General features: G+C 72.2%; 24 protein-coding genes. 6 read left to right on the top strand and 18 right to left on the bottom strand.

What is annotated here, in order from left to right; translation table 11 throughout:
* Positions 1 to 2: 2 nt before the first annotated feature.
* The 7 genes from J2Z30_RS19700 to J2Z30_RS19670 form a co-directional block, all read right to left on the bottom strand.
* Positions 3 to 353, bottom strand: coding sequence for an OB-fold nucleic acid binding domain-containing protein (locus J2Z30_RS19700; RefSeq protein WP_037962343.1), 351 nt, complete (start codon positions 351 to 353; stop codon positions 3 to 5).
* A 124-nt stretch (positions 354 to 477) separates the two neighbouring features.
* Positions 478 to 1,161 (bottom strand): response regulator, encoded by a 684-nt coding sequence (locus J2Z30_RS19695; RefSeq protein ID WP_044569286.1) that lies wholly within the window; start codon positions 1,159 to 1,161, stop codon positions 478 to 480.
* Positions 1,158 to 3,770 carry a DUF4118 domain-containing protein gene (locus J2Z30_RS19690; protein WP_044569287.1) on the bottom strand — a complete coding sequence of 871 codons (2,613 nt, stop codon included), beginning with the start codon at positions 3,768 to 3,770 and terminating at the stop codon, positions 1,158 to 1,160. The genes J2Z30_RS19695 and J2Z30_RS19690 overlap by 4 nt, the downstream gene beginning before the upstream one ends.
* A 288-nt stretch (positions 3,771 to 4,058) precedes the next feature.
* Complete coding sequence (locus J2Z30_RS19685) at positions 4,059 to 4,919, bottom strand: hypothetical protein (protein ID WP_209468748.1); 861 nt, start codon at positions 4,917 to 4,919, stop codon at positions 4,059 to 4,061.
* Positions 4,920 to 5,188: 269 nt separating this feature from the next.
* Positions 5,189 to 5,974 (bottom strand): DUF3710 domain-containing protein, encoded by a 786-nt coding sequence (locus J2Z30_RS19680; RefSeq protein WP_020867944.1) that lies wholly within the window; start codon positions 5,972 to 5,974, stop codon positions 5,189 to 5,191.
* Position 5,975: 1 nt separating this feature from the next.
* Positions 5,976 to 6,491, bottom strand: a complete 516-nt coding sequence (gene dut / locus J2Z30_RS19675; protein WP_044569289.1) for a dUTP diphosphatase — start codon at positions 6,489 to 6,491, stop codon at positions 5,976 to 5,978.
* On the bottom strand, positions 6,488 to 7,069 hold the full coding sequence (locus tag J2Z30_RS19670; protein ID WP_044569290.1) for a PaaI family thioesterase: 582 nt from the start codon (positions 7,067 to 7,069) through the stop codon (positions 6,488 to 6,490). Before J2Z30_RS19670 ends, dut begins: the two co-directional genes overlap by 4 nt.
* Before the next feature lie 59 nt (positions 7,070 to 7,128).
* Here J2Z30_RS19670 and J2Z30_RS19665 point away from each other — a divergent pair, with 59 nt between their 5' ends.
* Positions 7,129 to 7,575 (top strand): DUF3093 domain-containing protein, encoded by a 447-nt coding sequence (locus tag J2Z30_RS19665; protein WP_044569291.1) that lies wholly within the window; start codon positions 7,129 to 7,131, stop codon positions 7,573 to 7,575.
* Between the two features lie 18 nt (positions 7,576 to 7,593).
* Here the strand turns inward: J2Z30_RS19665 and J2Z30_RS19660 are convergent, their stop codons facing one another.
* The 4 genes from J2Z30_RS19660 to J2Z30_RS19645 all read right to left on the bottom strand — a co-directional run bounded on the left by J2Z30_RS19660 (position 7,594) and on the right by J2Z30_RS19645 (position 10,929).
* Positions 7,594 to 8,274: a hypothetical protein gene (locus J2Z30_RS19660; RefSeq protein WP_044581301.1), complete on the bottom strand. Its 681-nt coding sequence runs from the start codon at positions 8,272 to 8,274 to the stop codon at positions 7,594 to 7,596.
* A 38-nt stretch (positions 8,275 to 8,312) separates the two neighbouring features.
* Positions 8,313 to 8,615 carry a DUF4193 domain-containing protein gene (locus J2Z30_RS19655; RefSeq protein ID WP_009714537.1) on the bottom strand — a complete coding sequence of 101 codons (303 nt, stop codon included), beginning with the start codon at positions 8,613 to 8,615 and terminating at the stop codon, positions 8,313 to 8,315.
* Between the two features lie 406 nt (positions 8,616 to 9,021).
* Positions 9,022 to 10,269, bottom strand: a complete 1,248-nt coding sequence (locus tag J2Z30_RS19650; protein WP_044569292.1) for a sensor histidine kinase — start codon at positions 10,267 to 10,269, stop codon at positions 9,022 to 9,024.
* Between the two features lie 6 nt (positions 10,270 to 10,275).
* A complete protein-coding gene (locus tag J2Z30_RS19645) occupies positions 10,276 to 10,929 on the bottom strand; it encodes a response regulator transcription factor (protein ID WP_044569293.1) in 654 nt (217 codons plus the stop codon).
* Between the two features lie 361 nt (positions 10,930 to 11,290).
* Between J2Z30_RS19645 and J2Z30_RS19640 the strand changes: the two genes are divergently transcribed.
* The gene (locus J2Z30_RS19640) at positions 11,291 to 11,464 is read left to right on the top strand and encodes a hypothetical protein (RefSeq protein WP_020867951.1); all 174 of its coding nucleotides are present in this window, start codon (positions 11,291 to 11,293) and stop codon (positions 11,462 to 11,464) included.
* Positions 11,465 to 11,637: 173 nt separating this feature from the next.
* Here J2Z30_RS19640 and J2Z30_RS19635 read toward each other — a convergent pair whose 3' ends face one another.
* On the bottom strand, positions 11,638 to 12,438 hold the full coding sequence (locus tag J2Z30_RS19635; RefSeq protein WP_044569294.1) for an inositol monophosphatase family protein: 801 nt from the start codon (positions 12,436 to 12,438) through the stop codon (positions 11,638 to 11,640).
* A gap of 98 nt (positions 12,439 to 12,536) precedes the next feature.
* Positions 12,537 to 13,688, bottom strand: coding sequence for a ferrochelatase (locus J2Z30_RS19630; protein ID WP_044569295.1), 1,152 nt, complete (start codon positions 13,686 to 13,688; stop codon positions 12,537 to 12,539).
* Between the two features lie 119 nt (positions 13,689 to 13,807).
* On the opposite strand from J2Z30_RS19630, the gene J2Z30_RS19625 reads away from it, so the two are divergent.
* Positions 13,808 to 15,064: an MFS transporter gene (locus J2Z30_RS19625; protein WP_044581302.1), complete on the top strand. Its 1,257-nt coding sequence runs from the start codon at positions 13,808 to 13,810 to the stop codon at positions 15,062 to 15,064.
* The gene (locus J2Z30_RS19620) at positions 15,018 to 16,343 is read left to right on the top strand and encodes a D-arabinono-1,4-lactone oxidase (RefSeq protein ID WP_044569296.1); all 1,326 of its coding nucleotides are present in this window, start codon (positions 15,018 to 15,020) and stop codon (positions 16,341 to 16,343) included. Before J2Z30_RS19625 ends, J2Z30_RS19620 begins: the two co-directional genes overlap by 47 nt.
* Positions 16,344 to 16,399: 56 nt before the next feature.
* Here J2Z30_RS19620 and J2Z30_RS19615 read toward each other — a convergent pair whose 3' ends face one another.
* Positions 16,400 to 17,260 carry a hypothetical protein gene (locus J2Z30_RS19615; RefSeq protein ID WP_044569297.1) on the bottom strand — a complete coding sequence of 287 codons (861 nt, stop codon included), beginning with the start codon at positions 17,258 to 17,260 and terminating at the stop codon, positions 16,400 to 16,402.
* Between the two features lie 389 nt (positions 17,261 to 17,649).
* Here J2Z30_RS19615 and sepH point away from each other — a divergent pair, with 389 nt between their 5' ends.
* On the top strand, positions 17,650 to 18,717 hold the full coding sequence (gene sepH / locus J2Z30_RS19610) for a septation protein SepH (protein ID WP_044569298.1): 1,068 nt from the start codon (positions 17,650 to 17,652) through the stop codon (positions 18,715 to 18,717).
* Positions 18,718 to 18,779: 62 nt separating this feature from the next.
* On the opposite strand, the gene J2Z30_RS19605 is transcribed toward sepH, so the two are convergent.
* Positions 18,780 to 19,616: a sulfurtransferase gene (locus J2Z30_RS19605; RefSeq protein WP_044569299.1), complete on the bottom strand. Its 837-nt coding sequence runs from the start codon at positions 19,614 to 19,616 to the stop codon at positions 18,780 to 18,782.
* 287 nt (positions 19,617 to 19,903) lie between these two features.
* Here J2Z30_RS19605 and J2Z30_RS19600 point away from each other — a divergent pair, with 287 nt between their 5' ends.
* Positions 19,904 to 20,677, top strand: coding sequence for a VOC family protein (locus tag J2Z30_RS19600; protein ID WP_044569300.1), 774 nt, complete (start codon positions 19,904 to 19,906; stop codon positions 20,675 to 20,677).
* Between the two features lie 88 nt (positions 20,678 to 20,765).
* Here the strand turns inward: J2Z30_RS19600 and J2Z30_RS19595 are convergent, their stop codons facing one another.
* Genes J2Z30_RS19595 through J2Z30_RS19585 form a run of 3 tightly spaced genes read right to left on the bottom strand, consistent with a single transcriptional unit; the run spans position 20,766 to position 23,306 of the window.
* Positions 20,766 to 21,410: a thymidine kinase gene (locus J2Z30_RS19595; protein WP_044569302.1), complete on the bottom strand. Its 645-nt coding sequence runs from the start codon at positions 21,408 to 21,410 to the stop codon at positions 20,766 to 20,768.
* Positions 21,411 to 21,468: 58 nt separating this feature from the next.
* Positions 21,469 to 22,710 (bottom strand): alkaline phosphatase family protein, encoded by a 1,242-nt coding sequence (locus J2Z30_RS19590; RefSeq protein ID WP_044569303.1) that lies wholly within the window; start codon positions 22,708 to 22,710, stop codon positions 21,469 to 21,471.
* Positions 22,710 to 23,306 (bottom strand): DUF5998 family protein, encoded by a 597-nt coding sequence (locus tag J2Z30_RS19585; protein WP_044569305.1) that lies wholly within the window; start codon positions 23,304 to 23,306, stop codon positions 22,710 to 22,712. The genes J2Z30_RS19590 and J2Z30_RS19585 overlap by 1 nt, the downstream gene beginning before the upstream one ends.
* Between the last annotated feature and the right edge of the window lie 92 nt (positions 23,307 to 23,398).

Below are 23,398 nucleotides of genomic sequence, written 5' to 3'. Positions count from 1 at the left end.
GGCTACTCCTGTCCGAGCGGTCGGAGTTCGTACTTCGGATTGAACAGCACCCGGCGCCCATGGCTCATGGAGATCCGGCCCGAGGCGATCAGCTTGCGCCCCGGTTCTATCCCGATGATGGAGCGACGGCCCAGCCACACCACGTCCAGCGCGGCGGTGCCGTCGAAGAGCTCCGCCTCCAGCGCGGGAACTCCGGCCCGCGGTCTGAGGGTCACCGTACGCAGCGTGCCCGTCACCTTGACGATCTGACGGTCACCGCAGTCGCCGATCTTGGTACAGCCCGCGGCCTCCGCGTCCTGCTGCAACTCGGCGGAGTGCAGTTCCTCCTGGGAGCTCGACAGCCGGTCCAGCATCCGCCGGAACCGGCCGGCCGGTTTGTCGGACCTGTCTCCCCTGTCGGCCCCGTCGGAGGGGTGGCGTACGGAACTCATACGGCCAGCGTACCGGTGAGCCATCGCCGAAACGCCGTCCCCGCGCTCATCGCTCGAACCGGTAGCCCATGCCCGGCTCGGTGACGAAGTGGCGCGGATGCGAGGGGTCGGCCTCCAGCTTGCGGCGCAGTTGCGCCATGTACACCCGCAGGTAGTTGCTCTCGGTGCCGTACGAGGGGCCCCAGACCTCCTGGAGCAGCTGCTTCTGGCTGACCAGGCGGCCGGCGTTGCGCACCAGAACCTCCAGCAGATGCCATTCGGTGGGGGTCAGCCGCACATCGCGGCCGTCGCGATGGGCCTTCTTGGCCGCCAGGTCGACGGTGAACACGTCGGTCTCCACCACCACCGAGTCCTCCGGCCGCCCGACGGGCTCGGCGCGGCGGACGGCCGCGCGCAGCCGGGCGAGCAGCTCGTCCATGCCGAACGGCTTGGTGACGTAGTCGTCCGCCCCGGCGTCGAGCGCCTCGACCTTCTCGTCCGAGGTCTGACGGGCGGAGAGCACCAGGATCGGCACCCGGGTCCAGCCCCGGAGCCCCCTGATCACCTCAACCCCATCCATATCGGGCAGGCCGAGGTCGAGCACGATCACATCGGGATGGCGGGCGGCGGCGAGCCGGAGTGCGGTGGCGCCGTCCGAGGCCGCGTCCACCTCGTACTTGCGGGCCTTCAGGTTGATCACGAGGGCGCGCACGATCTGCGGCTCGTCGTCCACCACGAGCACCCGGTTCATCTGGCGGGCCTGCCTTTCCGTGTCGTTGTGCCTGACGTGGAGCCGGCCTGGACCGGGAGGCCGGGGCCGGCCGGCGGGCGGTCGCGGGCGACACCCAGCGTGAGCACCATGGTCATCCCGCCGCCGGGGGTGTCCTCGGCGGTCAGCCGCCCGCCCATGGCCTCGGCGAAGCCACGGGCCACGGCGAGCCCGAGGCCGACCCCGGCGCCGCGCGGGGCGTCCCCGTACCGCTGGAAGGGCTCGAAGATACGGTCCTTCTCGCTGTCCGGCACGCCCGGCCCACCGTCGGCCACGCGCAGCTCCACCCGGTCGCCGAGGGCGCTCGCGGAGACCAGTACGGGGCGGTCCGACGGGCTGTACTTCACCGCGTTCTCCACGATGTTGGCGACGGCGCGCTCCAGCAGCCCGGGGTCGACCGCGACCATCGGCAGCTCCTCGGGGATGTCGAGGGCGACGTCGGCCTCGGGGACGCCGACGAGCGCCATCGGCACCACCTCGTCCAGGTCGATCTCCCGGATGAGCGGGGTGACGGTGCCGGTCTGCAGCCGGGACATGTCCAGGAGGTTGCCCACCAGGTGGTCCAGCCGGTCGGCGCCGCTCTCGATGCCCTCCAGCAGCTCGGCCTCGTCCTCAGCCGACCAGGCCACGTCATCGGAGCGCAGGGAGCTCACGGCCGCCTTGATGGCCGCGAGCGGGGTGCGCAGATCGTGGCTGACGGCGGCGAGCAGCGCGGTGCGGATGCGGTTCCCCTCGGCCAGCTCACGGGCCTGCCCGGCCTCCTGGGCCAGCCGCTGCCGGTCGAGGACGACGGCGGCCTGGGCGGCGAAGGCGGCCAGCACCCGGCGGTCCTCTGCGGGCAGGACCCGGCCGGAGAGCGCGAGCGCCATATGGTCGCCGACCGGCATGTCCACCTCCGCGTCCTCGGGCCGCTCGGGCGGCGGGCTGCCGCCGTGGCCGCCGACGCTGCCCGCACAGGTCCAGGGGGCGACGTCGCTCTCCCGCTCCAGCAGCGCGACGGAGTCCATGGCGAACGTCTCGCGGACGCGCTCCAGCAGCGCCTCCAGGCTGGTCTCGCCGCGCAGCACGCTGCCCGCGAGGAAGGACAGTATCTCGGACTCGGCGCGCAGCCGGGCGGCCTGATGGGTGCGGCGGGCGGCGAGATCCACCACGGAGGCCACACAGACCGCCACCGCCACGAAGATCGCTATGGCGACGATGTTCTCGGGGTCGGCGATGGTCAGGGTGTGGGTGGGCGGGGTGAAGTAGTAGTTGAGCAGCAGCGATCCGACGGCCGCCGAGGCGAGGGCGGGCACCATGCCGCCCAGCAGGGCGGCCAGCACATTGAGGAACAGGAAGAGCAGCACCTCGTTGGCGAAACCGGGCCCGGCCTCCGAGGCGAGGGTCGCGCCGGTGGCGGTGAGCAGCAGCGTGAGCATGGCCGGTCCGGCCACCCCGACCACCCAGCCCGCGATCAGCCGGGAGCGGCCGAGCCGGGCGCCGCGCGCGACCGGCAGCCCGCGGCCCTTGGCGACCTCGTCATGGGTGACGATATGGACGTCCAGGTCGGGCCCGGACTCGCGGGCGACGGTGGCGCCCACTCCGGGTCCGAAGATGTACTGCCAGGTCTTGCGGCGGCTGGAGCCGAGCACGATCTGGGTCGCGTTGACCCCGCGGGCGAACTCCAGCAGCGCCCGGGGGATGTCCTCCCCTATGACGTGGTGGAAGGTGCCCCCGAGGTCTTCGACGAGGGTGCGCTGGACCGCCAGCTCCTTGGGGGATGCCGAGGTCAGACCGTCGCTGCGGGCGATGTAGACGGCGAGGATCTCGCTGCCGGAGCCCTTGGCCGCCATCCGGGCCGCCCGGCGGATCAGCGTCCGCCCCTCCGGGCCGCCGGTCAGCCCGACGACGATGCGCTCACGCGCCTGCCAGGTGGAGCGGATGGAGTGCTCGTCACGGTACTGCTGGAGGTATTCGTCCACCCGGTCGGCGGTCCACAGCAGGGCCAGCTCGCGCAGCGCGGTCAGGTTCCCGGGTCGGAAGTAGTTCGAGAGCGCGGCGTCGACCTTGTCGGGCGCGTAGACGTTGCCGTGCGCCATGCGGCGGCGCAGCGCCTGGGGCGACATGTCGACCAGCTCGATCTGGTCGGCCCGGCGCACCACCTCGTCCGGGACGGTCTCCCGCTGGCGCACCCCCGTGATCGACTCCACCACGTCCCCCAGCGACTCCAAGTGCTGGATGTTGACGGTGGAGACGACGTCGACGCCCGCCCGCAGCAGTTCCTCGACGTCCTGCCAGCGCTTCTCGTTCCGGCAGCCGGGGACGTTGGTGTGGGCGAGCTCGTCGACCAGCGCGACGGCGGGGCGGCGCGCCAGCACCGCGTCCACGTCCATCTCGCTGAAGGTGGACCCCCGGTACTCCACCTCCCGGCGGGGCACCTCCTCGAGCCCGTGCATCATCACCTGGGTGCGCCGGCGGCCGTGGTGCTCCACGAAGCCGACCACGAGGTCCGTGCCCCGCTCGACCCGGCGGTGCCCCTCGGAGAGCATCGCGTAGGTCTTGCCGACGCCCGGTGCCGCACCGAGGTAGATCCGCAACTTTCCGCGTCCCATGCCCCTATTTTCCCTGTTGGACGGCGCCTGAGCGCTCGGCGAGCTTCCGGCGGGCTACCCGTCGAGCAAACCTCGCCACCGGCCCGGACCGGCCGTCCCTTGACGCCTCCCTTACGGCCATCGGCGCCCTCTTGACGCGTCTCTGACGTGCGGCGCCCCGAACAGCTCGGGACAGAGACCGAACACCTCGGGGCAAACCCCAGGAAAAATCCGGTGGGCCGTACTCCGCAGAGAAGAGTACGGCCCACCGGTAGACGCTCACATCGGGCCGGGCCTTACGCCGTCGGCTCAGCCGGACGCGAGCGAGCAGCCCGCCAAGGCGTCAAGACCGGAGGGGGCGGTCGAGCCCTGACGGGAGATCGAGAGTTCGATGCGGTCGATCGTCGAGGCACGCTTGTCCTTCAGCGGGCCGAGGATCGCGTTCTGCACGAAGTTGGGGCCGCCCTCGCCCTGGCTGGTGCTCAGCCGCTTGTTGGCCTCCGCCAGCTGGGTGTCCAGCAGCGCGAGGTTGCGGTCCACCTCGGCCTGGGCGGCGGCCGGTACATCGCCGATCTCGGAGGCGACATCGGGGCAGTTGATCGTCTGGCCGGAGTCCTCGCCGGCCCCGCTGCCCTGGTCGGCTCCTCCGCCCTGCTCGTCCGTGGGCTGGGACGCGGCGGCGGTCGGGCTCGCGGCGCCGCCCGCCTCGCTATCGGAGCCCGCCCCCGCCCCGCCGTCCGACAGCGTGCACTCGGCGAGCGCGTCCAGCCCCGCCGGCTTCTCGGCGCGCCGTCCTATGGAGATCGCGATGCGGTCCAAAGTGGACTTCCGCTTGTCCGCCAGCGGCCCGAGGATGGCGTTCTGTACGAAGTTGGGGCCGCCCTCGCCCTGGCTGGTGCTCAGCCGCTTGTTGGCCTCCGCCAGCTGGGTGTCCAGCAGCGCGAGGTTGCGGTCCACCTCGGCCTGGGCCTCCGCCGGGATCTCCGGGAGGGAACCGGCGACGGCGGGGCAGCTGATGGCCGGGGCCGCCTTGGTCGACGCACTGGCGTCGCCGCTGCCGTCCTGACCGGCCATGGCGGCTCCCACCGCGACGGCCGCACAGGTGATACCGCCGATCGCCCCGGAGAGGAGGATTCTCCGGCGGTGGAGTAACGGAAGGCCACGCGACATCTGATCACTCACCTCGTTGAGGTCGGACAGGGGTGTCTCTCGCGACGCGCCTTCTCCCCCTCGGAGCGTCACAAGGTCTCGCGCCCATGAGTACGGCCGGTGTGCCGGGTGTGTTCAACGGGTTCCGGGAAAACCCGGAAAACCCGAAGGGAAGGCTCCGGAACATGCCGAAGGGGCCCGGGGGCCCTGCCCCGGGCCCCTTCCGGGCCTTGGTGCTCTGCCGTACGAGAGTTGCCGTACGCCAGCTCTCGTACGTACGCGAGGGCGGCTCAGCGCACCTCGGAGATCTCCGGGCCGCGCTGGAGCCGGTCGGCGCCGCCCGCGAACCGCGAGCCCTGCGCCTCGTCCTGCTGCACCCCGTCGGGCACCATCTGCGCGTCGTCCGGCAGCTTGAGGACGATCGGATCGCGCGGGGCCATCGGGCCCTCGCCGCGCACCACGACCGTGTCCCGGAAGATCGCTTCCAGGAGGCTGCCGGTCTCGGGCTGCACCGCGCCCTGCCCGGAGATCACACCGCGCAGGAACCAGCGGGGCCCGTCCACGCCGACGAAGCGGACCACCTGCACACCGTTCTTGCCGTCCGGGAGCTGCACCGGCACCTGGGCGCGCAGCTCCCAGCCGAGCGGGCCCTCGACCTCGTCCACGATCCCGCCCTGCTGGGTGATGCCGGTGGCGATCTCGTCGCGCACCTCGCCCCAGATGCCCTCCTTCTTGGGCGCGGCGAACCCCTGGAGCTGCACGGCGCTGTCCCGCAGCACCACGGTCGCGGCGACGATCGCGTCCCCCGCGACCTCCACCCGCAGCTCCATGCCCTCCACGCCGGGCACGAACAGACCACCGAGGTCCACCCGGCCCTCGCCGGGCTCGCGCACCTCGGACACGTCCCAGGGGCCCTCGGGGCGCGGGGCCGGCGGCAGGCTCACCCGCCCGCCCTCCACGGGTGCGGCGGTGTCCTCAGCGCCGTCCGCGTCCTCCGCGTCCTCGGCCAACTCGTCGGAGGTCACGTCGAGCGACTCGACGTCCTCCTTGCTGCGCTTGCGGCGACGTCCGAACACGTCATCGTCCTTCCCGGTCGGAACCGACCGAAGCGAATCCATTCCCACCCGTTGTGCCGTCCACGGCGGCATGACCGCCGGTGGACCCGAAGCCCCCTTCGGCCCGCGCCGACCCGGGAAGCTCCGCCACCTCCTGGAAGCGCACCTTCTCGACCTGCTGGACGACCAATTGGGCGATCCGGTCGAAGCGCTCGAACCGCACGCTCTCGCGCGGGTCCAGATTGACCACGATCACCTTGATCTCTCCACGGTACCCGGCATCGATGGTCCCCGGGGCATTCACCATGGCGACGCCGCAGCGCGCGGCGAGTCCGGACCGTGGATGCACGAAGGCGGCATACCCCTCCGGGAGCGCGATAGACACTCCGGTGGGCAGAACCGCGCGCTCCCCGGGGGCCAGCTCGGCGGGCTCGGTGGTGACCAGGTCGGCCCCGGCGTCGCCGGGGTGGGCGTAGCCGGGGACCGGCACCTCGGGGTCCACCCTGCGGATCAGCACGTCGACGGGGTGCGGGCTCATGGGTTCACCTCGAAAGCGCGCGCGACCTTCACCTGATCCGGATCGGCGAGCGCCGCGTCGATCTCCTCCGTCCGGCCGTTCTCGATGAAGTGGTCGACCCGCACCTCTATGAAGAGGGCCTGCGCCCGCACCGCGACGGGGCCGTCGGGGGCGTCGATCCGGCCCGTGGCCGAGCAGTAGATCTTGCGTCCGTGCACGGCGGCCACCCGTGCCTCCAGGTGGAGCTCGGCGCCGACCGGCACGGGCCGTACGAAGTCCGTCTCCAGCCGCCCGGTCACCGCGATCACCCGCTGTAGCCAGTTGAGCGACCCGAGCGTCTCGTCCAGCGCCGCGGCCAGCACCCCGCCGTGGGCCAGGCCCGGCGCGCCCTGATGGCCGCTGCGCACGGTGAACTCGGCGGTGACGCTCACGCCCTCGCCCGCCCGTGTGGTCAGCCCCAGGCCCCGCGCCTGGTCGCCGCAGCCGAAGCACTGGTCGTAGTGCGCGCCGAGGGCCTCCCCGGGCGCGGGCGCGTCGGGGTGGCGCACGGGGGCCTTGGAGTCCTCCGGCGGCGTCAGCCCTGTCGTTCGTCCACTCACAACGGCTGACCTTACCCGCGAGAACAGTCCGGGTCGGCGGCCATGCCAAGCTGATACGCATGCAGCCTTACGACGAACGCCTCAGCGCGCCCCGTTCCTGGTGGTTCATCGCGGTTCTGATGGGGGTCTCAGTGGGGTTGATCATGCTGCCGTTCGGCACCCTGCCGATGCTCGGCGGGCTGATCGGCGGGGCGGCACTGGCCTGTGTGGCGGTGAGTTCGTACGGCTCGGCGCGGGTGCGCGTGGTGGCGGACTCGCTGGTGGCCGGCGAGGCGAAGATCCCGGTGTCGGCACTGGGCACCCCGCAGGTGCTGGACGCCGCCGAGGCGGCCGCCTGGCGGACCTACAAGGCCGATCCGCGGGCGTTCATGCTGCTGCGCAGCTACATCCCGACCGCGCTGCGGGTGGAGGTCACCGATCCGGAGGACCCGACACCGTATGTGTATGTGTCCACGCGGAATCCGGAGGCGCTCGCCGCCGCGCTCACTGCCGTTCACTCGGCGTGACAGGGGCGCGCGAGGAGCTCATTTCTCCAGGGCTATGGGGAGGTCCCAGGGGATCTGCTTGCCCCGCAGATCCTTGCGGACCTTGCGCGCGAGCTTCTTGGTGTCGCGCCGGTTCATCGCGGCTCCCACGGCCGCGCCGACCATGAAGGGCGCCAGGGACGGCATGTTCCGGAAGCCGCGTCTGAGGACCTGCTGCCGCAGCTCGCGCTTCATCTGGACACCGAGAGCCGCGTTGACGGTCGCCGGCTGGGCGACGTCGATACCGCGCTCCTCGGCCCAGGCGCCGAGGTAGGCGACGGCGCGCTGACGCGTGGAGCCGGGCGCGCGCACCCCGTAGACCTCGTGCAGCTCGGCGATCAGCTTGAACTCTATGGAGGCCACGCCGACGATCTCGGCGGCCAGCTCGGTGGGCATGGCGGGCGGGGCCGGCAGCATCGCCGCGGCACCGACGCCCGCGCCCACTGTGGCCGTGCCGCCCGCGGCACCGGCCACCAGCTTGTCCGCGAGCTCTTCGGGGCCCAGCCCCGGGAACTGCCTGCGCAGCGTCGCGAGATCGCGGACAGCGATACGTGGGGCGTTCGCGATGATCCGGTCGGTGACCGCGTGGACCCCCGATCTCGCGCGCTCACCGCCTCGTCGCACCCCACGCCCGACAGCGGTCGCGAGCGAGGCCATCCGGCCTCGCCCGGTCTCGTTCATGTCGTCGTGTTCCACCTCCACCACGCCGACCCCGCGGCTCAGGCCGCGCAGTCGCGGCAGATCGGCTGGCCGTTCTTGGTCTCGGCGGCCAGCTGGCTGCGGTGGTGCACAAGGAAGCAGCTCATGCAGGTGAACTCGTCGGCCTGGCGGGGCAGGACCCGGACGGACAACTCCTCGTTGGAGAGGTCCGCACCAGGCAGCTCCAGTCCCTCGGCCTGCTCGAACTCATCCACGTCGACGGTGGACGCGGACTTGTCGTTCCGCCGGGCCTTCAGTTCCTCGATGCTGTCCTCGTTGACGTCATCGTCGGTCTTGCGTGGGGTGTCGTAATCCGTTGCCATGTCTGTCTCCCCCTCTGGGTGTCTGTGGTGTCTCCAGCGCACGTAACGCGTGAGAGGCCGGACTTGTGCCCGACCCGAGGCGGAGATTTTGCCTCACATCAAGGTCTGTTACTCAATCGACACCCAACCGCACCCCTGAAGAGGTGATCGGGTTGGATGGCCATCGGGACCGTACACGGTCCGAATGTCGCACTCACATGCGCCATGACGTGTACTTCCCGTGATCACGGCCCCTGAAAACCCGGATTTTCCCGGCTTTCCGTCAACCGTGACGATCACACAGAGTATGTGGCCGGAAAATCGCCCATGTGATCGATCACACACCCTACATCGGGTGGGCGGATCACGAAAATTCCGCCCAAAGCGAACACATCCCGGTGGGTGCCCGGCCGCGCGCTCTCCGGCATCACACCGGCAGCACCACCCGCATCACCAGGCCGCCTCCCTCGCGCGGCTCCGCCGCGATGCGGCCGCCGTGGGCGCGCGCCACCGAGCGCGCGATCGACAGTCCGAGGCCGACGCCCTTGTCGCTGCCGGTGCGCTCCGTACGGAGCCTGCGGAAGGGCTCGAAGATGTTGTCCATCTCGTAGGCGGGGACCACCGGGCCGGTGTTCGCGACCACCAGCACGGCCTGGCCCTGCCGGCTCTCGGTGGTGACCTCCACCCAGCCGTCCTGTGCCACGTTGTACCGCACCGCGTTCTGGACCAGGTTCAGGGCGATCCGCTCCAGCAGCACCCCGTTGCCCTGGACCACCGCGGGGGCGCGCTGCCCGCGCAGCTCCACGCCCTTGTCCTCCGCCTCCGCCCGTACCTGCTCCAGCGCCTGGGAGGCCACCTCGGCGAGGTCCACCGGCTTGCGGTCGACGATCTCGTTGTCGCTGCGGGCCAGCAGCAGCAGGCCCTCCACCAGCTGCTCGCTGCGCTCGTTGGTGGCCAGCAGGGTCTTGCCCAGCTGGGTCAGCTCCGGAGACGCCTGCGGGTCCGAGAGCTGCACCTCCAGCAGGGTGCGGTTGATCGCCAGCGGCGTGCGCAGCTCGTGCGAGGCGTTGGCGACGAACCGCTGCTGGGCGGTGAACGCCCGGTCCAGGCGCTCCAGCATCTCGTCGAAGGTGTCGGCGAGCTCCTTGAGCTCGTCGTCCGGGCCGTCCAGCTCGATCCGGCGGGACAGGTCCGAGCCCGCCACCTGGCGCGCGGTCCGGGTGATCCGGCCGAGCGGCGAGAGCACCCGCCCGGCCATCGCGTAGCCGAAGGCGAAGGCGATCACGGACAGGCCCAGGAGGGCTATCAGGGAGCGGCGCAGCAGCCCGTCGAGGGCCAGCTGGCGCTGCTCCTTCATGCAGGTGTTCAGGACCGCGTTGAACTGGTCGGGGCTGCTCTGGCCGATGATCTCGGGGCAGGTGTTGTTGGTCGGCTGGACACTGCCGCCGACCAGCTTGAACGGCAGCTCGTTGCCGACGTGCAGGGCCTGGGCGGCCAGCAGGTAGATGATCGTCAGCAGCACCACCCCGGCGATCAGGAACATCCCGCCGTACAGCAGGGTGAGCCGTATCCGGATCGTGGGGCGCAGCCAGGGGTTGGGGCGCGAGCCGGCCTGCGGGTCCCAGCTGGGCTTGGGCGGCGCCGTCGGCGGCAGCGGGGTCGGAGTCGTCGCCATGCCCGATCAGATCCGGTAACCCGAGCCGGGGACGGTGACGATCACCGCGGGCTCGCCCAGCTTGCGGCGCAGGGTCATCACGGTCACCCGCACCACGTTGGTGAACGGATCGGTGTTCTCGTCCCAGGCCTTCTCCAGCAGCTGCTCCGCGGAGACCACGGCGCCCTCACTGCGCATGAGCACCTCCAGCACCGCGAACTCCTTCGGCGCCAGCTGGATCTCCTTGCCGTCCCGGAACACCTCGCGGCGGTTGGGGTCCAGCTTGATCCCGGAGCGCTCCAGGACGGGCGGCAGGGCCACCGTCGTCCGGCGGCCGAGCGCCCGGACGCGCGCGATCAGTTCGCTGAAGGCGAAGGGCTTGGGCAGATAGTCGTCCGCGCCGATCTCCAGGCCCTCCACCCGGTCGCTGACGTCGCCGGAGGCGGTGAGCATCAGTACACGGGTGGGGATGCCGAGTTCGACGATCTTGCGGCAGACGTCGTCGCCGTGCACGAGGGGCAGGTCCCGGTCGAGGACGACGACGTCATAGTCGTTGACGGCGATCCGCTCCAGGGCGGCGGCTCCGTCATACACGACGTCGACGGCCATGGCCTCCCGGCGCAGTCCGGTGGCCACCGCATCGGCGAGCAGCTGCTCGTCCTCGACGACGAGTACGCGCACGTCGTTGGTCCTTCCTCGATTGCCGCAGTGGGCGGGGTGATCTCGCCGAACTCGATGAGTGTTCGGCGCCTCCATCCTGCCTCGAAGTCTCATAAACCGGCGGTAAGAGGGTGGCCGTGGGACCCCGAGTGCGGATCATGGCCACGGCGGAGGGGTTCGCGGCGGCCGGACCGCCGAATTCAGATTCTTTCGGGCCCGGAGGTTTCCCCCGAAGACGGGGTGGGGAGGACGACTGCACACCCGCGATCACGCCCTGTCCCCGGCATATCTGGCCGGCATTGCCGTCGGCAGGGGCCACTCACGTGATCAACCCGCCGTCGGCACACCCCCGTGCCACCGACCCACGACGAGGGGGCGCAACATGGACGCGTTCACCGCAGGCATTCTGCAGCGCATAGAGAACACCAAGTCCGATCTCATTCGCGCCCGTGAGACGGGCGACGACTTTCTTGTGGACGTGGAGCAGTCGGAGCTGGAAGACCTCCGTCGCCTCGCCGCCGAGCACGGCGTCGAAGTAAGCGCCTCGTTTGCTTGATCCCTTGTGGATTCCGGACCCGATCCAGATCCGGATTCCATGTGACCGTGTGACCGATTCCCATTCACCGCCGGATGGTGATCCAGAAAACATCCGGTAACCACGCTGAAGCGCCCCGGTGTCCTCGTGACTCCGGGGCGCTTCCGGTGTGGGACGGCGCCTGGGGCGGGATTTCAGTCGTGCCAGGCACCCTGGTCGTCCAGAAGCCCCCGCAGCGGCTCGAAAAGGCCGGGCGCGGCGGCGATGGTCAGCTCGGTGGAGGCCGGGACGCCCGGCCGCCCCCCGGTGAGCGCGCCCGCCTCGCGCGCTATGAGCGCACCGGCCGCGAAGTCCCAGGGGTTGAGCCCGCGCTCGTAGTAGCCGTTGAGCCGACCGCAGGCCACATCGCACAGATCGATGGCGGCCGATCCGCCGCGCCGGATGTCCCGCACCCGCGGCAGCACCCCGCCCAGCACCCTGGCCTGCCCGATGCGGCGCTCGCGCACATACCCGAAGCCGGTGCCGATCAGCGACTCCTCGAGCGGGGCCGCGGGGCGGCAGTGCACCCGCTCCCCGTTCCGCCACGCGCCCTGGCCCAGGACCGCGTGGAAGGTCTCACCGCGCACCGGGGCGATCACCACCCCGGCGACCGTCTCGCCGTCCTTCTCGGCGGCGATGCTGACCGCCCACGACGGCAAGCCGTAGAGGTAGTTCACGGTGCCGTCGAGCGGGTCGATCACCCAGCGCACCCCGCTGCTGCCCTCGCTGCTGGAGCCCTCCTCCCCCAGCACTCCGTCCCGCGGGCGGCGGCGCGCGAGGAGGTCGGTGATCAGCTTCTCGGCGGCGATGTCCATCTCGGTGACGACGTCGATCGGGCTGGTCTTGGTGGCCGCCACCCCGAGGTCGGCCGGGCGGCCGTCGCGCAGCAGGTCCCCCGCGCCGCGGGCGGCCTCGAGCGCCGTCTCGAGGAGTTCGGTCATGAGCGGGTCGGTCATCGTGCTCCTTAGCGGGTTGCCCGGAGGGGCGGGCTGCGGTGGCGGGCCGGGACGGCGGACGCGGTCGGTCGGAGCCCGGAGCGGGAGGGCGGGCGCGGTCAGTCGGCGCCCGCGGCGGCGGGGCGCGGCGACCGGGCCGGGCAGCAGCCCACCGGGCACACGTCATGGCTCGGGCCGAGGGCACCCAGGGCGCAGCGCTCCGGGGCGGCCGCCGCCCGGCCCTCGGCGCAGCGCTCGGTGGCCGCGCGCTCCAGCACCAGATCGCGCACGCACGCGGCGAACCGCGGATCGGCGCCGACGGTCGAGGCGCGGGAGACCGGCAGCCCGAGTTCGGCGGCCTTGGCCGTGGCCTCGGTGTCGAGGTCGTACTTGACCTCCATATGGTCCGAGACGAAGCCGATCGGGACCATGACGACGGCGGGCGCGCCCTCGCCGTGCAGCTCCTCGAGGTGATCGCAGATGTCCGGCTCCAGCCAGGGGATGTGCGGGGCGCCGCTGCGCGACTGGTAGACCAGCCGCCAGGGGCGCTCGACGCCGGTCTCCTCGCGCACCGCGTCCACGACCAGCCGGGCGACATCGAGGTGCTGGGCGACGTACGCACCGCCCTCCCCGTCCTCGGTGTGTGCCTCGACCGGGCCCGAGGTGTCGGCGGCGGCGGTCGGGATGGAGTGGGTGGTGAAGGCGAGATGGGCCCCGGCCCGCCGGTCCTCGGGCAGCTCCGCGAGGGCGGCCAGGGTGGTGTCCACCATGGGCCGCACGAAGCCGGGGTGGTTGAAGTAGTGCCGCAGCTTGTCCACGCGCGGCAGCGGCAGGCCCTCGCCCTCCAGGGCGGCCAGGGCGTCCGCCAGGTTCTCGCGGTACTGCCGGCAGCCCGAGTACGAGGCGTAGGCGCTGGTGGCCAGCACCAGGATCCGGCGGTGGCCGTCGGCGGCCATCTCGCGCAGGGTGTCGGTCAGATACGGCGCCCAGTTGCGATTGCCCCAGTAGACCGGCAGGTCCAGGCCGTGCTCGGCGAAGTCCTTGCGCAGCGCGTGCAGCAGCTCGCGGTTCTGCGCGTTGATCGGGCTGACCCCGCCGAAGAGGAAGTAGTGCCGGCCGACCTCCTTCAGCCGCTCGCGGGGGATGCCCCGCCCGCGCGTGACGTTCTCCAGGAACGGCACGACGTCATCGGGGCCCTCAGGACCGCCGAAGGAGAGCAACAGCAGTGCGTCATACGGGTCGGGGGCAGGCTGTACTGACTGATCCGCCATGCTCCCGATCCTGCCACCCGCCGCTGACAGGCGGGAAACGGCCCTGCGCGAACCGGGGACGGGCCCGTAATCTGTATCAGCGCTCGACGATCCTTACCCTGCTCACGGCGGAGACTGCCTTGCCCAGTGCCAGCCCCTACCGCGCGATCTTCGCCGCCCCCGGCGCCAAGGAGTTCTCCGCGGCCGGCTTTCTCGGGCGGATGCCGCTGTCCATGGCGGGCATCGGCGTGGTCACCATGGTCTCCGAACTCACCGGCCGGTACGGGCTCGCGGGCGCCCTGTCGGCCACGCTGGCGCTCTCCGCCGCCGTCATCGGCCCGCAGATCTCCCGGCTGGTCGACCGGCACGGCCAGCGCCGGGTGCTGCGCCCGGCGACCCTCATGGCACTCGCCGCCATCTGCGGGCTGCTGCTGAGCGCGCACCGGGGCTGGCCGGACTGGACGCTGTTCGTCTTCGCCGCCGCGTCCGGCTGCGTGCCCAGTGTGGGCTCCATGGTGCGGGCCCGCTGGGCGGCGGTCTACGAGGACTCCCCGCGCCAGTTGCACGCCGCGTACGCGTGGGAGTCCATCGTCGACGAGATCTGCTTCATCGTCGGGCCGGTCATCTCGATCGGGCTGTCCACCTCCTGGTTCCCGGAGGCGGGCCCGCTGCTGGCCGCCTGCTTCCTGGCGGCCGGGGTCTTCTCGCTGACCGCGCAGCGGGCCACCGAGCCCGTACCGCATCCGCGCGGGCACCACACCGGCGGTTCGGCGCTGCGCTCGCGCGGGCTCCAGGTGCTGGTGGTCACCTTCATGGCGACCGGCGCGATCTTCGGGGCGATCGACGTGGTGACGGTTGCCTTCGCCGAGGACGAGGGCCACAAGGGCGCGGCCAGTCTGGTCCTGGCGGTGTACGCGGCGGGCTCCTGCCTCGCGGGCGCGGTCTTCGGGGTGCTGCGGCTGAGCGGTCCGGTGTCCCGTCGTTGGTTGTGGGGTATTTGTGCGATCGCCGTGAGTATGATCCCGCTCCAACTGGTCGGGAACCTGCCGTTCCTGGCCGTGGCGCTCTTCGTCGCGGGCCTGGCCATCGCACCCACGATGGTCACCACCATGGCCCTTGTCGAACGGCACGTACCACGCGCGCATCTGACCGAGGGGATGACCTGGGTGAGCACCGGGCTCGCGGTCGGGGTGGCGCTCGGCTCGTCGGCCGCCGGATGGGTGGTGGACGCGGCCGGCGCACGGGCGGGGTACGCGGTGCCGGCCGTGGCCGGGGCGCTCGCGGCCGCGGTGGCGTTCCTCGGGTACCGCCGGCTCCGGCCGGCGCCACAGCGGGAGGGGTCGGGTGCGGATGGCCGTCAGGACCGTGAGGACCGTACGGAGCAGCGTGTGGCGTAACTGGGCGGGGAACGTGATGGCCCGCCCGGCGCGGATCGTCGCCCCGTCGTCCACGCAGGAGCTGGCCGAGGTGGTGCGCCGGGCGACGGCGGAGGGGCTGAAGGTGAAGGCGGTGGGCACCGGACACTCCTTCACCACCGCGGCCGCCACCGACGGGCTGCTGATACGCCCCCACCGGATGGCGGGGGTGCGCGGTCTTGACCGCGAGGCGGGGACCGTGACCGTCGCGGCCGGCACCTCGCTCAGACAGCTCAACGAGACGCTGTCGGCCCATGGTCTTTCGCTGGCCAATATGGGCGACATCATGGAGCAGACGGTGGCCGGGGCGACCTCCACGGGCACCCACGGCACCGGCCGGGACAGCGCCTCGATCGCCGCCCAGATCAAGGGTCTGGAGCTGGTGACGGCGGACGGTTCGGTGCTGCGCTGCTCGGCGGAGGAGAACCCGGAGATCTTCGCGGCGGCCCGGATCGGGCTCGGCGCGCTCGGCGTGGTCAGCGAGATCACCTTCGGGGTGGAACCGGAGTTCCTGCTCTCGGCGCGCGAGGAACCCATGCCCTTCGACCGCGTGATGGCCGATTTCGAAGAGCTCGTGGCCGAGAACGAGCACTTCGAGTTCTACTGGTTCCCGCACACCGGCAACTGCAACACCAAGCGCAACAACCGCAGCACCGGCCCCGCCGCCCCGGTGGGCCGGGTCAGCGGCTGGGTGGACGACGAGCTGCTGTCCAACGGCATCTTCCAGGTGGCCTGTTCGGTGGGCCGGGCGGTCCCCGCCACCATCCCCGGAATCGCCAAAATCTCCAGCCGCGCCCTGTCCGCCCGGACCTACACGGACATCCCTTACAAAGTCTTCACCTCTCCGCGCCGAGTGCGGTTCCTGGAGATGGAGTACGCCGTGCCGCGCGAGGCCGCGGTCACGGTGCTGCGCGAGCTCAAGGCGACCGTCGAGCGGTCCGGACTGCGGGTCAGCTTCCCGGTGGAGGTGCGCACCGCGCCCGCCGACGACATCCCGCTGTCCACCGCCTCCGGGCGCGAGACCGCGTACATCGCCGTCCATCTGTACCGGGGCACCCCGCACCGGGCGTACTTCACGGCGGCCGAGCAGATCATGATCGCGCACGGCGGCCGTCCGCACTGGGGCAAGCTGCACAGTCGCGACGCCGCCTATCTGGCCGGGGTCTATCCCCGGTTCGGGGAGTTCGCGGCGGTGCGCGACCGGCTGGATCCGGACCGGCTGTTCACCAACGACTATCTGCGGCGGGTGCTCGGCGACTGACGCCTCGGGGCGCGTCGGGCGACTGACGCGTCACGCCCCGTCGGACGACTGACGCGTCACGGCGCACCGGTGGCGCCGGGTGTGGGCGCGGTCTCGTCGGAACCGTCCGCTCCGCTCTCCGTGGCACCGCCGGACGGGGTCCGGGAGGGGCCCGGGGTGGCGGGCGCGGAGGTGCCGGGCTCGGTGGTGCCGCCGGCGCCGCCGTCCTGGCCGGAGCCGTCGCCGGAACCCGTGCCGGAGCCGGACGAACCGGACGCGTCGGGCGTCGGCGCGGTCGAGGCGTCGGCCGCGCCGCCCCCGCGGGAGGTGCCCGGGGACGGCGCCTCGTCGGCGCCCCGGGAGGAGCCGGGGCCGTGCGACGGGACGGTCGGGTCCCGGCGCGAGGGGCCGGGGGTGGACTTCGACCCCGAGGAGCCGTGCACGCTGTCGCTGACGGTGGTTCCGGTCCGGTTCTCCCCCCAGACGTTGGACACCGGGCCGCCGGAGAACATCTCGATCCCCGTGATCACGCTCATGGCGGCGACGAAGACGGCGGCCGCCCCGACGGCGTGGCGCCGCCGGACGCGCGGCCGGGCGCCGTGCGTGGTCGGCTCGCCGTACTCGCCGGGGGCCGGGGCCGGCGGGGGCGTGACCGGCTCGGCGGGGCCGCCGTACCGCCGGTGCCCGGTCGGTCGCGTCTGGACCCGCACCTCCTTGATCTGCTCACCGGTGCGCCGGAACAGATGCTGGAAGACGGTGCCGCCCGCGGTCGCCACCACACTCACCACACCGGCGCCCAGGATCGTCCCGTAGACGCCCAGTTTGGACGCGAGCACCGCGGCGGCGACGGCCGCCAGCGCGCTGCCGGCCACATGGGCCACGCTCAGCTCGATCCGCCCGCTCTTGTGTTGTCCGTCGCTGTCGGCCTTGCCGTGCATCTCCCGCCTCGCTTGGACATTCGTTCCAGCCTGCAGGGAGAAGTGACCAATAAACGAAGCAGATCGTTCCGATTCTGTCGTTTCTGTGAAACTTGCCACCCAAATTGGGCTTCACTTCGAAGGATTCAGGCTGCCACCCCCCTCCCGGCCATGAACTCGGCTGGCGTGCCGCTCTACCTGAGCGGCCCGAATGGAGTACTGTGGCGAGCCCTGGCCCCGCTTTCCCGTCCGGCCGCCCGGACCCAACGGGAGGGGTCGGAAGGCGGCAACCAACCAACCCGGGCAACTCGGCAAAGTTGTGGCAGGCTGCACCCGGGCAGGCCACACTCGTCTAGCGGGAGAGCAGCGACGCAACCGTGACGTCGGCAGGCACCACCCGGGAGGTCCCCATGCCCGAACTGCGTGTCGTGGCCGTCAGCAACGACGGCACACGGCTGGTGCTCAAGGCTGCGGACAGCACGGAGTACACACTTCCCATCGACGAGCGACTGCGCGCCGCGGTGCGCAATGACCGCGCTCGGCTCGGCCAGATCGAGATCGAGGTCGAGAGCCATCTGCGGCCCCGTGACATCCAGGCCCGTATACGTGCCGGCGCCACCGCCGAAGAGGTCGCGCAGATGGCGGGCATCCCCGTCGACCGCGTGCGGCGCTTCGAGGGCCCGGTGCTCGCGGAGCGCGCCTTCATGGCCGAGCGCGCCCGTAAGACTCCCGTGCGCCGCCCCGGCGAGAACACCGGACCGCAGCTCGGCGAGGCCGTCGCGGAGCGGCTGTTGCTGCGCGGCGCCGAGAAGGACACCACGCAGTGGGACTCGTGGCGGCGCGACGACGGCACCTGGGAGGTGCTGCTGGTCTACCGGGTCGCCGGTGAGCCGCACTCGGCGAGCTGGACCTACGACCCGCCCCGGCGGCTGGTCCAGGCGGTGGACGACGAGGCGCGGGCGCTGATCGGCGAGGCCGACGACACGCCCGAGCCGAGCTTCCCGTTCGTGCCGCGGATCGCTCGGCTGCCGCGCGACCGGGACAGGGACCGCGATCGCGACAGGGACCGGGACCGGACGTCGCCCGAGCGCCTCGGCGACGACGACGCCCTGGCACCCGCGTCCGCCTCGCTGGACGACGGTCTCGGTGAGCGGGACTCGCTCACCAGCCTGCTGGAGGCCGTGCCCAACTTCCGGGGCGACATGGTCGTGCCCGAGGCGCCGGTCGCGTCGGCGGCCCCGCCGCCGGACGAGCCCACCGAGGAGCCGGAGGCCGTCGAGCCGCCCGCCTCCGCGGCGAGCGCGGGTTCGGCGTACGCGGATGTGCTGATGCCGCGCTCGGTGGCGGGCCACCGCGACCGGCTGACCGGTACGACGGACCGCCAGGCGGAGGCGGACGGCGTCCGGCCTGGCCGCCGGGCCGCGGTGCCGAGTTGGGACGAGATCGTCTTCGGCACCCGCCGCAAGAAGCAGGAGTAGCGGCCGCCGCCGCGCCGACGGGCCCTGCCACCGCACGCCGGTGGCGGGGCCCGTCGGTTTGGTCAGCCCCGCTCGGGGCCGGTGGCCACGGGCCGGGCGCCGTCCGAGGACCATTCGCTCCAGGAGCCGACGTACAGGGCCGCCGGAACGCCCGCGACCGCCAGGGCCAGCACCTGGTGCGCGGCCGAGACCCCGGAGCCGCAGTACACCCCGACCTCGGCGTCCCCGGTGGCGCCCAGGGCCGCGAACCGTTCGGCCAGCCGCTCGGCGGGCAGGAAGTGACCGTCGTCCGTGACGTTCTCCGCCGTGGGGGCGGAGACCGCGCCCGGGATATGGCCGCCGACGGGGTCGATGGGCTCGACCTCCCCCCGGTAGCGCTCGCCCGCGCGCGCGTCCAGCAGCACTCCGCGCCGCGCGAGCGCCGCCGCGTCGTCCGCCTCCAGCAGCGGCAGGGCCCCGGGGCGCGGGACGAAGTCGCCCTCGGGCGCGTCCGGCACCTCGGTGGTCAGCGAGCCGCCGACCGCCGTCCAGGCGGGCAGGCCCCCGTCGAGCACCCGGACGGACGGATGGCCCGCCCAGCGCAGCAGCCACCACGCGCGCGCCGCCGCCCACCCCTGTCCGCCGTCGTACGCCACCACGCGCCGGTCCTGGCTCACCCCGGCCCGGCGCATCGCGGCCGCGAACGCGGAAAGATCGGGCAGGGGGTGGCGACCGGACTTTCCGGGCGGACCCGCGAGCTCGGTGTCGAGGTCGACGTAGACGGCACCGGGCAGATGCCCCGCTTCGTATGTGGGGCGGCCGGGAGGCCCGCCGAGCTGCCAACGCACATCGAGCAGGAGCGGAGGATGATCCTCCGTCAGTTCGCTCATGAGATCGGATGCGGTGATGATGGCATGCATAGGGATCATCCTTGCGTAGGTATCTCTGCGTCGATTGGACCACTCGGTCACCCGGTGTACGTCCGGGCGACACCAGAGCGCAATGAAGCCGAAACGGATGTGCGGCAATAATTCGGGCATTCTGCTGCGAGACACGGCGAATTGCGGTTCCGCCAGGGCGCTATGTGCGACAGGTGGTGCAAACATCTGTCGGGCCCCCCGCATCAGCACCTCCGCACGACCGCCCCGCGCCGCCGACCGGCCCGGGGCCGTACGTCCACCACGATGGTCCGAGGAGAGATTGACGTATGACCGAGGCAGCGACTCGGCGCACACCGGGCACGCCCTGCTGGACGAGTCTGATGGTGCACAGCCTTGCCGCGACACAGGACTTCTACCACTCCCTGTTCGGCTGGGAGTTCACGCCGGGCCCCCAGCAGCTCGGCGCGTATGTCCGCGCGGTGCAGGGCGGCCGACCGGTCGCCGGGCTGAGCGAGCTGCCTCCGGAACGCCATCTGCCCGTGGCCTGGATGACCTATCTGGCCTCCGACGACGCCGATGAGACCGCCGAGATGATCCGCGCGTGCGGCGGCACCGTGGCGGTGGGCCCGCTGGACGCCGACGAGGCCGGCCGGATGCTGATCGCCGCCGACCCCGAGGGCGCGGTGTTCGGGGTGTGGCAGGAGTGCACGTACGCGGCGGCGGAGCCCGGGGCACCGGGCACCCCGGTCTGGCACGAGCTGCTGACCCGTGACGGCACCGGAGTGCTGAAGTTCTACAAGATGGTCTTCGGCTACCAGTCGGAGCCGACGGTCCCGGAGGAGCCGGGCTGCCGCACGCTCCACCTGGACGGCCGGCCGGTCTGCGCGATCCAGAGCGTGGGCGGCGCCCTGCCGCGCGACCGGGGCCCGTACTGGATGACCCACTTCGCGGTGGACGATGTGGACGAGACGGTGCGCCGGGTGACCGCGCTGGGCGGCCAGGTGGTGCGGCCGCCGTCGCGGGGAGCGAGCGGCCATCGGGCCACGGTGCGGGACCCGGAGGGGGCGGCCTTCACCGTCGTACGACGCACCGAGGGATGAGCCGGGCGACGGCCGGAGGACCAGGGGCCGGGGGCCGGGCGACGGCCGGAGGACCAGGGCCCGGGGGCCGGGCCGCGGGAGGACGCCGTCAGTCGACGGGCAGCACATCCGGTGACAGGGCGGCGGCGCGCGCCCCGGCGGCCGTCATCCGGCGCCGGTGGTGGCGTCGGCACAGCACCTCGTAACCGACCTCGCTCCCCGGCCGGTTGACGTCGCCCACGACCACCTGGGCGCCCTCGACGACCATCTCGCCGCCCACCGTACGGGCGTTGTGCGTCGCCCGAGCACCGCACCAGCACAACGCCTCCACCTGCAGCACCTCCACCCGGTCGGCGAGCTCCACCAGGCGCTGGGAGCCGGGGAAGAGCTTGCTGCGGAAGTCGGTGGTGATGCCGAAGGCGAAGACGTCCACCTCCAGGTCGTCCACCACCCGGGCGAGTTGGTCGATCTGCGACGGGGTCAGGAACTGCGCCTCGTCGGCTATGACGTAGTCGACCCGGCCCCCGGCGGTCAGCGCCTGGACCACATGGGTGTAGAAGTCGAGGTCGTCGGCGACCTCGATCGCCTTGGTGGCCAGCCCGAGCCGCGAGGAGAGCTTGCCCTCACCCTCCCGGTCGTCCCGGGTGTAGATCATCCCCTGGAGCCCGCGCGCCGAGCGGTTGTGCTGGATCTGCAGAGCGAGGGTGCTCTTTCCGCAGTCCATCGTTCCGGAAAAGAACACCAGCTCGGGCATGAGGAGGCGGGGCCTTTCGTAGCGCGGGGGCAAGCGGGGCGGGCGTGAACGGGGGCGCTCAGGAGCGTACTTCGAGGAGCGGCACCAACTGCTCCAGGGGGGTCATCGAACCGTGCAGCCCGACCATGGCGGACTCCTTCGGCTCGGTGTGCGAGGCGACGATCGCGACGTCGTCGCGCGCGGCGGCCACGATGTCGCCGATCCGCCGGTACACCCGGTCGTCGACGCCCTTACCGCCGCCGTCGGCACCGCCGGGGCCGCCGAACCAGCCCGCCTCGATGGCCTCGTCACGGCCCGCCACCCACATCCGCTCCCCCAGCACCTCGCGCCAGACGGCCAGCACATCGCCAGCGGCGCCGGGGACGGCGTACACATGGCGGGCGCGGCCCTCGCCGCCCAGCAGCGAGACGCCCGCGCGCAGCTCCCAGTCCTCGTCGAAGTCGATACGCGACTCCGGGTCGAAGGGGATGTCGATCATGCCGTGGTCGGCGGTGACATAGAGCGCCGAGCGGGGCGGGAGGCTCTCGGCGAGCCGCTGGGCGAGCCCGTCGACATAGCGGAGCTGCTCACGCCACTCGGGCGAGTCCACGCCGAAGCGGTGCCCCTTGCCGTCCACCTCGCTGTAGTACGTGTAGACGAGCGAGCGGCCCGCGGCGCCGAGTTGCTCGGCGGCGAGGTCCATCCGCTCCTCACCGGTGAGCCGCCCGTGGAAGGTGCCGCCGCTGAGCGCGACCTTGGTGAGCGGGGTCTCGGCGAAGGTGGGCGCGGAGACCTGGCAGGTGCGCACGCCCGCGGCGTCCGCGAGCTGGAAGACGGTCGGATACGGCTGCCAGGCGTGCGGCTCCGTCCAGGGCTGCCAGCGCAGCTGGTTCATCAGCTGGCCGGTGTCCGGGTCCCGCACGGTGTAGCCGGGCAGGCCGTGGGCGCCGGGCGGCAGCCCGGTGCCCACCGAGGCGAGCGAGGTCGCGGTGGTGGACGGGAAGCCCGCGGTGAGCGGCTCCCCCGAACCGTTCAGCGAACTGGGCAGCAGTGAGGTCAGAAAGGGCGCCTCGCCGGGGTGGGCGCGCAGCAGCTCCCAGCCGAGGCCGTCCACCAGGAAGACGCAGACGCGGTCGGCGGGGGCCAGCGCCAGATCGGAGGAGAGCCCCGGGACCTCCTGGCCCGCGGCCACGGCGGGCAGCAGATCGGCGAGCGAGCCGGTGCCGTACCGCGGCAGGGGCGCGGAGCGGGGGTCGAGCGGGGTGGGCTCGGGCCAGAAGGAGGCGGCGGAGGGCAGCGGGCCGGTGGCGGAACCGGACATCAGCGGCCGGTGTCCGGGGTGGCCGCGGTGGCCTCGGAGAGCGCCTGGGCGAAGGCGAGCGTCTGACGGACGGTGTCGGGGCCGTCCCCGGCCTCGCTGACGCGCAGGCTGAGGTCGTCGGCGGTGGAGGAGCCGGTGTAGCCGTGGTCGGCCTCGCAGTTGGGGTCGCCGCAGGCGGCGGGCTCCAGGTCCAGGCGGCTGACGGCGCCCCAGCCGATGGTCAGCACGACCTCGCGGGGCAGCGTGCCCGGGGTGTACGACTCGGGGTTGGCGACGACACGGCTGAGCACGACCGAGGAGATCCGCTGGACCTTCACGGACTCGGTGGAGGTGGTGGCGTACGGCGACGGGGAGGTGCCGTCCGCGGCCTGCTCGTCGGTGTGGCTGACGATGAAGCGATTGCCGGTGAGGACGAGGACCGTCACATGGCGGCGGACCTCGTTGGCGTCGAAGGTGGTCTCCTGGTGGACCAGGTAGGACACGATGGGCTCGCCGCCCACGGCGGCCTCCACCGCCTCGGCCACGAGTGCCGGGTAATAGCCGCTGCGCTCGATCGCCGCGCGCAGCCCCTGGGTCGTCGTACCGGTCTTCGCCATGTGCACCATCCTACGGGGCGACGCCGACACGGGCGCCCGTGCCCGTCGAGGCTCGGACGACTCCCGCCAAGGTTCGGACGACCGCACGCCAT

This window comes from Streptomyces iranensis (assembly GCF_017874715.1).
Classification (GTDB): domain Bacteria; phylum Actinomycetota; class Actinomycetes; order Streptomycetales; family Streptomycetaceae; genus Streptomyces; species Streptomyces iranensis.
Note: the sequence above shows the minus strand (reverse complement) of the source record. Positions and strands in the feature narration are given on the sequence as shown.